Origin of the sequence: Aquimarina intermedia (assembly GCF_008124785.1) — a bacterium.
Taxonomy (GTDB): Bacteria; Bacteroidota; Bacteroidia; order Flavobacteriales; family Flavobacteriaceae; genus Aquimarina; species Aquimarina intermedia.
Genome location: NZ_VNHU01000003.1, coordinates 225832 through 238645, shown reverse-complemented (window position 1 = coordinate 238645; position 12814 = coordinate 225832). Strand labels below are relative to the sequence as shown.

The following is a 12814-nucleotide window of genomic DNA, read 5'->3' as shown; positions in this document are numbered from 1 at the left end:
AAATTTTATTTTCCAGCGTAGTAGACAAAATACATTAAGTAAGTAAAGGCAAAATAGAACAGTACTACCCTTCCAATAATTACATGATGCTTTATAAAAAAATGTTTTTTGAGAAATGGGTAAATTATAATAATGGCCATGAGAAACCATGATAAGTACGCAAATCGATTAGAAAAATTAGCTCTAATAACTAATATCCAAAATGCATTTGCTACCAAATATGTGTTGAATAGTTGGATATACAGACTATCCTTAAACCCTTTTTTAAATATAAAATACCATCCGGTAAAAACAGCAAATGCACTATAGAATAAAAAGTCAAATCTAAAGCTTGTTTGACCTTCCAGTTCGGTTGAAGTTAGATAATTCTCTAAGCGATCGTCCGCAAAACCAAGACTTGTAAATAGCGTTTCCCACATACCGCCAAAGGCAAGCGATAATGGGATAGCTACAAGCCATCCTACGATATAATATTTAGGTTTATTATAAAATATGGTAAGAGAATAAGCCAAAATCGGCAATAATAAAGTTTGGTGAAAAAGACTACACAGCGCAAATAATGAGAACATTATAAATTTTCTGTCGTGATATGTAATAGCCAATAGAAAAACTGAAGTTGCGATACCATTTCGTATGCCATTAACACCGTACGGCCAAAATGAAAACGAGACTATAAGCATTAGAAAAGAATAGTACCAATACTCTTTAAAAAGTACCTTGGATATTCGATACATCGGATAAATATACATAGCTGCACACAATAGAAAAAAGCCATGGACTGGTAAAAAACCAGAAGTAAATTTCATAAAAAAATGAAAGAAAGCATCCTTCTCAACAACAACCTCGCCACCAATCGCATAGTATTCAAAATATCTGGCATAGGTAATCATGTCAATAAAGTATGCCCCACTAACTGGGCGAAGTCCTATATAAAAAATCGAAAAAAACAGTAAAATATAGCCTGTTATTTGAGTATATCTTAGATTAACTGTATCGTCCACTCTCATCAAAACACTATGCAATAAGGTAAGGACAACCACAAGTAGCATCAAATTGATGTACAATGAAAAATAATATTCTAAAGGGACAAAATCTATCATCAAATAAGTACTAGAGTAAAATTATAATTAATAAAATTATTTAATGGGTTGAAGATACCTGTTAGACACAACTTCCAAATCAAATTTTTGGATTAATTCAAATCTATGTTTTTTTAGATTCTGTTTAAAATCTGAAGTCTTTAAAACTGATTTTAAAGCTTCAGAAAGATACTTCTCTTCCTCTAAGAATTCCTCAGATTCAGGGATCCCTAAATCACCCTTAAATAAATTGGGAGAAACTATTCCCGATGCTACCTCAATATTTGAATCAACCTTTGTAATATTTGTCAGGCTCATAAGTTCAGTGATTCCTCGTGTGCAAAAGGAAGATACAACGGGGGTTCCAACTCCTATGGACTCAACAATAACATTTGGTGTACCCTCATAGTGCGATGATAATGCCAATACATTTGATTGCTTCAAGTAGTTATAAGGATTATTTTTTCTTCCCAAAAAAATTACAGAATTTTCCATGTCATATTTTGAAAGTAACGACCTCACATAATTCTCAACTTTTTTATCACCGTCACCAATAAAGACAAGTTTTGTTTCGGGATATTCTTTCAACACCAAATAAAACGCTTTAATTAAATGCCATGGAGATTTCTGAATACAAATTCTACCTATGAATAATACTATTGGATTATTGAAAATATCTATCTCATTCTTGTCAGTTATTGGTAAATCTGATAATCTATTAATTTCATCAAAATTGTGAGGATTATATATAACCTCTAGTTTTTCAACAAACTTAAAATTGCAATTATCAATAAGATCTGTTTTAATATCCTTACTTATACAAACTACTTTATCTAAATTTTTATATGATGTTCGGTAACTTTTTTTAAAAATTGTATTAAAAAACGATTTATTCGCAAATTCTACACTCTTAAGTGCGTGTATGGACCCTACTTTAAATTCATTAGTAAAAGTTAATGAACTAAATAGATTAGCCATATCACCGAAGGCAATAGAATGCGTAATCCTTTCTTTTTTAATAAATTTAGCCAATCGTATTGGAGCTTTGAAATAAAACTGAATACGTTCTAATTTGGACATTTCAGAAAAATCTTTATTACTCAAAAAGAACTCATCATTACCCTCATGGTCAAAATGAATAATATCACTTTCTAATTTAATAAACTTAACAGCCTTTACCTGATATCCATTATCTTTATAGAATCGATAAAAAGAGTAGGCCAACCTTTCCATACCCCCAACACTTCCATAAGGCATTAGCAATAATATTCTCTTCATCTTACTATTTTGTTAAATTTTTAAACAACAAATCCCACTGAGCCACAATTTTTTCAACCTCATAATTATTGGCAGTCTTACGAGCATTTGATCCACAACGAATTCTAAGTTCTTCATCTTCAATAAGCTCTATTAATCGCTTAGCATATCCTTCTATATCTCCTTCCCTTATCAAAAAACCGTTATGTAAATTCTCAATTATATCCCTGGGACCACAAGGACAATCAAATGCGATACAAGGTAGTCCCAAGGCCATAGCTTCAATAAGCACCATCCCAAAGCCTTCTGATCGGGATGTCATCGCATATATTGAAGCCTCCTGATACTTCTCTTCAATATTTTTAACAGGTGCATAAAAATTTACATACTCGCATATATTTAACTGTTCTGCTAATCTGTAATGCTTTTTTTTTGAATCCACTTTACCGTAAATATCTAGGGTCCAGTTGGGGTGCTGATCTATGACTTTTTTCCAAATCTGCAATAAAAGGTCATAACCCTTTTGATAACCATGATTACCTACAGTTATTACCTTAAGATTCTTTAGGCTGCTTTGTTTCTCAGGATAAAAAGACAAAGGGTTGGGTATGACTTTAATATTTTTCAAGCACCACTCCGATAGATTATACTGTGTAAGTACCACAAATGCATCATAACTTTTAGCTCCAAAATCCATTAGTTTTTCAACTGCAGATATTTTAATCTTGTCAAAAAAAGAGGGATCTTTTTTATTTTTAAAGATCATCTTGGATGCGTGTCTTTCGTATATCATAGGACACTTATATCTTAGCACCTTAGGCACAAAGAATCCTTTTAAGCCATCATCGCAAACAGAAATTAAGTCCGGTTGTATTTTGGAAATACATACGTTCAATTTTTTTATATAGTTAAGAATATAGTTTATACTATTTCCCTCAACTTCTAGATCGTGCAACTTAATTCTATCGCTGAAGTGATAGAAAACATTCGCATTTTTTTGATTTAATGTTATGATGTGAATTTCGTAGTTTAAAGCCTCTGTTAGATAATTCGCTTTGATCGAAAGTACACGCTCCAGTCCTCCTGCTCCACAAATCTGATTGGTTAAATAAACTACTTTCATCTTCTAATTCTTATCAGCTAAAGCATGTGTCAAAAAATGCTTGGACTTCTCAATAAGGCCATTAAGCTTAACTTTACTCTTTGTATAATCTACCAAAGAATTATCAAACTTCTTCATTTGCTCTTCACTCTCTATTAACAATTCAGGTAGATCGATAGATTTTAAAAGATCTCTCATCCTAGTGTTGATTTTATACATTCGATTGAACACCACAAATTTCTTTTCAAATAGTATTGAAAAAGCAACCGCATGAAAAGAATTTGAAATGACAAATTCTGCGTTCTTGACCAGTGTTAAAAATTTAGATGGACCATCCAGAAAATAATTTTTATCTGCATACGTAATATTCTCATTAACTGTAATTATATCATAGCCAAACTTATCCTTAAGATTAAATGCCATGTCCTTAATCAATGGATTAGAATCAAAATCGTAAATAAATACATAGCTACGCTTGTTTTCTGGAGTTTCCATTAAGTCATTCCACACATTTTTATCTAATAAGAAAACCGGATCTAATACCTGAGTAACATCGTGAAAACCTAATGATTTCAAAATATCTACCCCCGAACTTTCTCTTACAGAAATACTATCTAAACGAGAAACTTTTTCTTTGACAAAATCCGTCAACTCAGGAGCCAATTTCTCTATTGCAAAACTTGCTGCATATGATATTTTACGTTTGCTGTCCGGTACAAAATCTAAATAAAAAGCAGGATCCTTTCCATTTTGGAAAAAGGAGTTCCAAATTTGATCACTACCACAAATATATGTATCCGCCACAGGAACATCATTCAGTAATTCTTGATTTGAATAATAGGTTTTTTCTGTAGATTTAATATACTTCATAGAAAAAGCATCAAAACTACGTTTACGCTTAAGATTTTTTAGTCTAGTAGGAAATTTTACTGCTAGATAAGCTATCTTGAGTAAGATATTTTTTGCATATTTATCATTTGAAACCTTAAGAAAATCAAAGTGTCCTCCTAAATAATCTGGTTTATAACTAATCGTCTCAACATCATGTCCTAATTCTTGTAAATATTTAAGGAGCGCGTATTCTTGAAGACTAGCCCCGTGATTATATACTTCATGACAAGTTATCGTTTTAATTTTCATTCTTTAGAATTTAAGAATCTAATATTGCTTCTATTTTCAATATTTCGGATTCATTACTTATTTCTTCTTTTTTCAAATTTGCAACAAGTCGATCTTTTAAAGCAACATCTTTAAGCAAGCGTTCAATATTATTTGCTACTGATATAGCATTCATATCTGAAATTAATCCATTATGACCGTCAACCAGTTGATCGTAGATAATATCAAAATTTGTTGTTACAATAGGTTTACCCAAAATTCGTGCTTCAGCAACAGCTAAACCAAAACCTTCAAATCTTGAAGTTTGACAATAAATATTACAATTTTTCATAAATGGATAAGGATTGGGATACGTTCCTAAAAACTCAAAATGAGTAGCAACCTGCATCTTTATTGCCAATTGTTTCAATTCTTCCTCTAGACCTCCTTCACCAATTACATACCATTTAAAATTGATACCTCTATCCTTTAATAGACTTGCTGCCTTTATTGCAATCTCATACCCTTTAAGAGCTACCAGCCTACCAATAGTTAATATTTTGATGCCATCAAAATTGTAATTATTACTTACATCTTCCTCCGCCATTTTGTTTATCATTTGACTTGACAGAATATCATAAATGGTAGTAGTTCGATCTTTAAACTCAGAGAATATCTCAATATATACTTCTTTTGCTATTTTAGAAACACAAACTATTTTGTCAAAGTTTTTATAATACTTGTAATCGAAGGATGGAGCGTACCTTGCGAGATGATAGTTGGTATTAATCCAACATCCTTTCGTTGAGGCTTCTACTTTTGAACTTACAAAATACGTAGGTAAGCCTTGACTATACGCTATCGCACTATCATATTTTTTTTTTGCATTTGAAAAACCAATCCTTGTGATGTACCAATTGACTTGTGCTGGATGAATTTTCAGTTTTGGAAATAATATTTTTACAACTTTTAAAAGTCGTAAAGAAATACTTGCCAAAATTCTCAGTATGGTAAACAGAAATTTTTGTTTACTATTAAAATTTCTATTCCCGTTTACATAATAAGGGTAACCAGAAGGGTCAATTCTATTAACATATTCCGGAACCAAGTTTTCGTATAGACCTCCCCTTTTAAAAGTCAATAAATCTATAGTATACTTATTTTGGTTTAAGAGATTCAACGCCGTAACCAAGCTTTTTTCTGCACCTCCGGAATTTAAGGAGTCAATGACAAAAAGAACATGTTTTTTACTTTCCATATATCTTTATAAAATTCTCGGTACTTTGATAAAAATCCATAGCACGTTCCTTAACAGTTTTATCACTCCAATTCCACCAAGCTATAGCATTAAGCTGCTTAATAACTGAATCATTATGTTTTTGTTTAATTGGTTTTGCCGGATTACCTCCAACAATCATAAAATCATCGACACTCTTAGTAACAATAGAATTTGCTGCAATTGTTACACCATTTCCTATAGATACTCCAGGCATAATGATACTATTCATACCTATCCAGACATCATTGCCAATAGTGATGCCCTGCCTTTGTTTTATAGTATCAAGAAAAAGTTTTTTATTGATATTCCCGGGTAACACAGAATCATCTTTATAATGATTATTAATAATAGGAAAAGAAGTGATTTCTGAGGCTTTATGAAAGCCTTCATCCATTATAAAACGAACATTATTAGCGATACTACAATAATTACCAATTATAAGTGGAGCGTTAGTCCATCTCCATACGAGAGCCCCATTATCGTATGTTCTATTGCCTAACTTACAAAAGCGGTCCTTCTTCAAAAAAATATAGTCATGGATTTGTAGCGCATGCTTATAATCTATACCTAAGATTCTCCATAAAAAATGTCTTATCTTCTGTATCATACTATTTTCTTGTTTTTAATTTTTCAAATGCAGTTTTAAAAATTTGTTTTTCATAAGAAATCATTCCAAATGAATACATTAAAATTGAAAAAGTAAGCGTATACAATAAACATTTTACAAAAAAATTAACCCAACCATTTCCAGGAATAAAATTAATCCCCAATCCAATTACAACTATAATGACTTGTATAAATAAAGTTTTATAAAACAACTCCTTAAAAAACCGAAAAATATTCAATTTCAAGGTTCTATGATAAAAGTAGTTCATAACATTTTGAGCAATGAGCCAACCGATTACAGTGCCCACGATCATTCCGATGGCCCCATGTTCACGGGCTAGAAAATAACCCAGACCCGTACCTACCGATAAAAATAAAAGATACACAATGGACTTAAACGCCACTTTGTTCTGAGCCTCAATCAATGACCCTGTGAAACCTTGAGTCAAAGGAATAGTATACGCGATCATAATAAAAAGCGCAATTAACCATGAATCGTGATAATTTTCTCCTACCCACAAATACACAAATTGCTTACCATATAAGATGAAAGCTCCAAGAATATAAATGAGAAGTATAAACGACACTCGACCTATCTTAATCATCATATCTGTCAATTCTTTACTGGTTGCATTTGAAGCGGTCATTTGTGTTGCACGTGGTAAGAAAACACTCGAAATTGCTGTAGAAAAGGCACCGTAGTATGTTCCTAACATGATGCCAACACCATAAATAGCCAAAACTTCCGGGATTGCGATGTTACCAAGAATAATATGACCAGCTTTCCACTGAAAAATACTTACTAATGAAAACACAAAAACCCAAATTGAATATCTCAAAATTTGTTTAATAAAACTATAATCGAGAGTATGTAGCTTTATCCTAACTCGTAAGTTATAGAAAACGTACTTACCAGTTAAAAGTATCATGATCAGGTTCATAATTGTATCTATAATTACTATAGAAATAGCCTTGCCTCCTAAAAACAAAATTGCCAAAACCATGATAGACCGTACAATATATCTGATTATATTTAGCATTTTAGGGTACACAAATCGTTCATAACCAGAGCATATACCTGTAAACGATCCTCCTGGTAATCTTATAGCCAAGTTAAAAAGAAGAATTATAAACATAGTTTTGGCTATATCTATTTCCTCAGTCGACATCTTAGTAAAATACGTATCAATATTAAAATAAAAAACAGTACCAAAAGCAACAATCAGGGCAGATATAAAGACATAGATTAGCATTACCGTCCCTAGAAAGTTCTCCTCGGCCTTAATATCTTTTTCGGCTTGATATTTAGCTACAAACCTGACAATAGTATTATTAAGTCCGAAATCCAAAACAGAAATAGACCCTACAAGAGCACCAATAGCTAGATATACTCCATACTCTGCATCTCCAAGTTTTTGAATAATAAAAGGAGTTAATAGCAAGCCTACCACATTTGTAATAATAATGGTCACATAGTTTAATAAAGCTCCTTTTTTAATCTGACTCAAAGTTTCAGTGTGTTTTAGGTTAAAATTCTAGTAATTATTATCGGTTATAATCTCCCGTCTACTTTTTCTTTAATACAACCTTTCACATCATAGATAATACCATTAGTATTTAGGTAAGACTGTAAATCAAGCTTTTTATATTCATCATGAGCTACTGTAAGCGCAACAGCATCAAATTTTTCATTTGGCAGATTCTGAGTAGTTTCTAACCCGTACTCGTGCATCACTTCGCTTGGATTCGCCCAAGGATCAAAAATAGTTACCTCTGTACCAAAACTTTTTAATTGTCTAATAACATCTACTGCTTTCGTATTACGAACATCCGGACAGTTCTCTTTAAAGGTTATTCCAAGTACCAGCACTTTACTTCCTTTGATTTTATGATCCTTTCGAACCATTAGCTTTATTATTTCCGAGGCTACGTATTGCCCCATACTGTCATTTAATCTTCTACCAGCCAGTATTATCTCCGGATGATACCCAAATTCTTGTGCACGTTGTGCTAAATAATACGGATCTACTCCAATACAGTGTCCGCCTACAAGCCCTGGTTTAAAGGGTAGGAAGTTCCATTTTGTTCCCGCTGCTTCCAACACATCATTAGTATTAATATCCATCAAATTGAATATTTTGGCCAGTTCATTTACAAAAGCAATATTTATATCGCGCTGAGAATTTTCGATCACTTTTGCGGCTTCAGCTACTTTGATTGTAGGAGCTAAATGTGTCCCAGCTGTAATAACTGAATTGTACAAGGCATCTACTTTTTTACCTATTTCAGGTGTCGAACCTGCAGTTACTTTCAGAATTTTTTCAACTGTATGTAGCTTGTCTCCCGGATTTATTCTTTCCGGAGAATATCCTGCATAAAAATCCTCGTTAAAACGCAATCCGCTGTGTTTCTCTAATACAGGAATACATTCTTCTTCGGTTACGCCTGGATATACCGTAGATTCATAAATGACGATGTCACCCTTTTTTAAAACCTTCGCTACCGTTTCACTCGACTTATAAAGTGGCGTTAGATCCGGACGGTTATTTTTATCTACAGGAGTAGGCACCGTTACAATATAATAGTTACAATCTTCTATATCTTTAAGCTCTGCCGAACAGAACAATCCGACAGCATTATCTGCTGAATTTTTAAGAACAGCTTTTAAAACACTATCTTCTACTTCGAGCGTACTATCTGTTCCTCTATTTAATTCATCAATTCTTCCTTGGTTGATATCAAATCCTACTACAGAATATTTGGTTGCAAAAAGACGTGCTAAAGGTAATCCTACATAGCCTAAGCCAATGATAGCTATTTTTATGTTTTCCATGAATATTTATTAAAATTGGTGGTTGTGGTTATTCGTGATGCAATTACTTGAGGTTCTCCCAGTACCAGGAAACAGCTTCTTTAAGCCCAGTTTTTATATCGAACTTAGGGTCATAATCTAATAGTCGTTTAGCTTTATCGACAGAAGCCAATGAGTGTGGTACATCTCCTCTTCTTTCAGGACCATTCACCACCTCAATAGAAGCGATTTCCGGATCAAATTCAGCGAGATATTCTTTTAATAAACCAACTAATTCATTGAGAGATGTTCGCTCTCCATAGGCAGTATTATATACATTATTGAGTGCCTCTTTATTCTCCGTAGTTATAGCGAGTAGATTCATTTGTATTACATTGTCTATATATGTAAAATCTCGTGAAAATGACCCATCTCCGTTAATAGTCGGTGCCTCGTGATTCATAAACTGCATTACAAACTTCGGTATCACCGCGGCGTAAGCCCCTTGAGGATCTTGCTTGCGGCCAAATACATTAAAATATCTTAGTCCTACGGTATCCAAGCCATATGTTTTTTTAAAGTTATCTGCATATAGCTCATTTACATATTTTGTTATCGCATAAGGTGACAAAGGTTTCCCTATAACATCTTCTACTTTTGGCATATTTTTAGAATCACCATATGTTGAAGAACTAGCTGCGTATATAAAGCGTTTTACTCCGGCATTATTTGCTGCTACCAACATATTCAAAAAACCACTAACATTCACATCATTACTGGTAATTGGATCATTAATTGATCTTGGAACAGAACCTAAAGCCGCTTCATGAAGCACATAATCAACATTGGTACATGCTTTTTTACAATCCTCGATATCTCTAATATCTCCTTCTATAAAACTGAAGTTTTCATCATTTTCTAAATGAGCTATATTTTTTTTATGACCTGTTGCAAAATTATCCAAACCTACAACTGAGCTTCCTAACTCTAACAAGTGTTCGCACAAATTAGACCCTATAAAACCCGCTGCACCTGTCACAAGTATTTTTGACGCACGTAATACTTCTAGTTGTTTAGTATTCATTTTAAAAATTTAGTTCCCAATAACGCATGTAGATTTACAAACGCTTGGTGCGAAATTAACATATCACAATAGATTAGACAACTGAGTGGATCAGACAAAGAAATACTCAAAACTTTCACTTTAGCCTCTCAGCATCATTTTATAACCCTTTATCGAGCTGTATTGTATAAATAATTAAATATCAGCAAATTATTGAATAATCAAATTTGTAGTATTTAATCAACTTTTAGCTTAAATTAACAAGAAAATAACACATCCTTCTTTAGATAACTTTAACGATTCTTGTTATATCATTATATTTATTAAAATTGTACTAGTTCAATCAAAGCATTTTCAAATCTTGATTTTGCCAAATAATTTTCTTCTAATCCGGCATCAAAAGGAATTGGGGTGTCCAGACTACCAATACGTTTAACGGGAGCATCTAAGGACTCAAAGCAATTTTCCATGATCATTGCAGCAATTTCTGATGCAATGCCTCCAAACAAACTATCTTCTTGTAAAATGATTACTTTGCCCGTTTTATTTACCGATTTGTAAATGGTTTGAGTATCCAAAGGCTGTAGCGTTCTTATATCAATAATATCAGCAGCTATTTCTTCATATCTATTTAATACTTCGATCGCCCAATGTACTCCGGCTCCATAACTAATTATGGTTATCTGAGTCCCCTCCTTAAGTAGGGCTGCTTCTCCGATCGGTAATTCATAATACGCCTCCGGTATCTCTTGTTTTATGGTACGATACAATCCCTTATGCTCAAAAAATAAAACGGGATTTGGATCCGATATTGCTCGATTTAATAAGCCCTTGGCATCAAACGGGAAAGCTGGATATACTACCTTTAGTCCCGGCGTTTTGGTGAACCAGGCTTCATTTGTCTGACTGTGAAATGGTCCGGCCCCTACGCCACCACCGCAAGGCAATCGTATTACAACATCTGCGGTCTGACCCCAACGATAATGTGATTTAGCGAGTAAATTGACGATTGGATTAAAACCTGATGTCACGAAGTCCGCAAACTGCATTTCTACCACAGCCTTTCCTTTATTAAGTCCATAACCATATCCTGCCGCAATAATAGCCGATTCACAAATTGGCGTATTACGTACTCTATCATTTCCAAAGCGAGCGACAAAATTGTCTGTAATCTTAAATACGCCCCCATAAGCTGCTATATCCTGACCCATTATAATAAGTTCAGGGTATTTTTCCATCGATTGATACAACCCTTCAGATACCGCATCAATGAATCGTTTTTCTTTTATAACTGTATCTGGCGGTTCAATAATCGATGAAAAATCTTTAAAAACATCCTTTAATTCTGCTTCATCCGTTGAAATAATCGTCGCTTCATCGTTTGCAAGCTTCCAATCTACATCAATTTTGGACTGTATCTGGTTGCTGTAACCACTTTTAATTTCTTCATTTATAACACCTTCCTTTTGAAGGAAATGCTCAAAATTCACCAAAGGATCCTTCGCTTTCCAAAATGACAATTCTTCTTCAGGAACATACTTAGTTCCACTGGCTTCCTCATGCCCGCGTACCCTAAATGTTTTAAATTCCAGCAATACAGGTCTGGGATTTTTACGGAGGTCTATTGCCAATTTCTTGACTTTCTTATAAACTTCCAGAATATTGTTTCCATCGATAATATGAGACTCCATCCCATAACCAACTCCGCGGTCTGCCAGATCCTTGCAGTTATATTGTTCTGATAGCGGAGTCGATAAGCCATACCCGTTATTTTCAATACAGAACAACACAGGAAGTTTCCATACAGAAGCTATATTTAAAGCTTCGTGAAAATCTCCTTCACTGCTCCCACCGTCCCCCGTGAAAACAGCTGTTACACGTTCAATATTATTGATTTTATCACTTAAAGCAATCCCGCAGGCGACTCCGAGTTGAGGTCCTAAGTGAGAAATCATTCCTATTATTTTATAATCCTGAGTGCCAAAATGAAAGGATCGATCTCTTCCCTTTGTAAATCCGCTTGCTTTACCTTGCCACTGACTAAAAAGTCGGTGTAATGGTATATCTCTGGATGTAAACACACCCAAATTACGATGCATAGGCAGGATGTACTCTTCAGCGTCCATCGCTAATGTGATACCTACAGAAATCGCTTCTTGTCCTATTCCACTAAACCATTTAGAAACTTTACCCTGACGTAGCAAAATGAGCATTTTTTCTTCAATACTTCTGGAAAGCAGCATTTTCTCATATAAACTCAGCAATAGATCATTTGTAAATATAGAAGTGTCCAATTCATATGGTATCAACGGATACGATGTTTTAACTTGATTATTTTGTAGCTTCATAAAGTATGATTGACGGTTGCAGTGTTTACACAATAAGATAGATATTGCGTAAAAAAAATAAATTAAAAACTATTAATTGTTTATACCTACTAATATATACAAATTCGTTAGTATTAACTACATGTTAAATACCATCGTTAGACAATCTTAATTAAGTAAATTTATAATCCCAACAAATCTATACTGTGAAC

Annotated in this window: 10 protein-coding genes; all 10 read right to left on the bottom strand. The window is 33.5% G+C overall.

Features of this window, described 5'->3' with window-relative positions:
• Positions 1-5 precede the first annotated feature (5 nt).
• The 10 genes from BD809_RS06425 to BD809_RS06380 all read right to left on the bottom strand — a co-directional run bounded on the left by BD809_RS06425 (position 6) and on the right by BD809_RS06380 (position 12623).
• Complete coding sequence (locus tag BD809_RS06425; protein ID WP_148782145.1) at positions 6-1100, bottom strand: EpsG family protein; 1095 nt, start codon at positions 1098-1100, stop codon at positions 6-8.
• A 36-nt stretch (positions 1101-1136) separates the two neighbouring features.
• Complete coding sequence (locus BD809_RS06420) at positions 1137-2357, bottom strand: glycosyltransferase (protein ID WP_148782144.1); 1221 nt, start codon at positions 2355-2357, stop codon at positions 1137-1139.
• 4 nt (positions 2358-2361) lie between these two features.
• On the bottom strand, positions 2362-3459 hold the full coding sequence (locus tag BD809_RS06415; RefSeq protein WP_148782143.1) for a glycosyltransferase family 4 protein: 1098 nt from the start codon (positions 3457-3459) through the stop codon (positions 2362-2364).
• Between the two features lie 3 nt (positions 3460-3462).
• On the bottom strand, positions 3463-4578 hold the full coding sequence (locus BD809_RS06410) for a polysaccharide pyruvyl transferase family protein (RefSeq protein ID WP_148782142.1): 1116 nt from the start codon (positions 4576-4578) through the stop codon (positions 3463-3465).
• Positions 4579-4588: 10 nt separating this feature from the next.
• Positions 4589-5794: a glycosyltransferase gene (locus tag BD809_RS06405; RefSeq protein WP_148782141.1), complete on the bottom strand. Its 1206-nt coding sequence runs from the start codon at positions 5792-5794 to the stop codon at positions 4589-4591.
• Positions 5784-6422, bottom strand: a complete 639-nt coding sequence (locus BD809_RS06400; protein WP_148782140.1) for a CatB-related O-acetyltransferase — start codon at positions 6420-6422, stop codon at positions 5784-5786. The genes BD809_RS06405 and BD809_RS06400 overlap by 11 nt, the downstream gene beginning before the upstream one ends.
• Position 6423: 1 nt before the next feature.
• On the bottom strand, positions 6424-7929 hold the full coding sequence (locus BD809_RS06395) for an oligosaccharide flippase family protein (protein WP_148782139.1): 1506 nt from the start codon (positions 7927-7929) through the stop codon (positions 6424-6426).
• A gap of 44 nt (positions 7930-7973) precedes the next feature.
• Positions 7974-9254 (bottom strand): nucleotide sugar dehydrogenase, encoded by a 1281-nt coding sequence (locus BD809_RS06390; protein WP_148782138.1) that lies wholly within the window; start codon positions 9252-9254, stop codon positions 7974-7976.
• 43 nt (positions 9255-9297) lie between these two features.
• Positions 9298-10296 carry an SDR family oxidoreductase gene (locus BD809_RS06385; RefSeq protein ID WP_148782137.1) on the bottom strand — a complete coding sequence of 333 codons (999 nt, stop codon included), beginning with the start codon at positions 10294-10296 and terminating at the stop codon, positions 9298-9300.
• 302 nt (positions 10297-10598) lie between these two features.
• The gene (locus tag BD809_RS06380; RefSeq protein ID WP_148782136.1) at positions 10599-12623 is read right to left on the bottom strand and encodes an alpha-ketoacid dehydrogenase subunit alpha/beta; all 2025 of its coding nucleotides are present in this window, start codon (positions 12621-12623) and stop codon (positions 10599-10601) included.
• Positions 12624-12814: the final 191 nt, after the last annotated feature.

Coding starts and splice junctions, on each gene's coding strand:
- BD809_RS06425 (WP_148782145.1), bottom strand. CDS start 1,100: ATGATAGATTTTGTCCCTTTAGAATATTATTTTTCATTGTACATCAAT.
- BD809_RS06420 (WP_148782144.1), bottom strand. CDS start 2,357: ATGAAGAGAATATTATTGCTAATGCCTTATGGAAGTGTTGGGGGTATG.
- BD809_RS06415 (WP_148782143.1), bottom strand. CDS start 3,459: ATGAAAGTAGTTTATTTAACCAATCAGATTTGTGGAGCAGGAGGACTG.
- BD809_RS06410 (WP_148782142.1), bottom strand. CDS start 4,578: ATGAAAATTAAAACGATAACTTGTCATGAAGTATATAATCACGGGGCT.
- BD809_RS06405 (WP_148782141.1), bottom strand. CDS start 5,794: ATGGAAAGTAAAAAACATGTTCTTTTTGTCATTGACTCCTTAAATTCC.
- BD809_RS06400 (WP_148782140.1), bottom strand. CDS start 6,422: ATGATACAGAAGATAAGACATTTTTTATGGAGAATCTTAGGTATAGAT.
- BD809_RS06390 (WP_148782138.1), bottom strand. CDS start 9,254: ATGGAAAACATAAAAATAGCTATCATTGGCTTAGGCTATGTAGGATTA.
- BD809_RS06385 (WP_148782137.1), bottom strand. CDS start 10,296: ATGAATACTAAACAACTAGAAGTATTACGTGCGTCAAAAATACTTGTG.
- BD809_RS06380 (WP_148782136.1), bottom strand. CDS start 12,623: ATGAAGCTACAAAATAATCAAGTTAAAACATCGTATCCGTTGATACCA.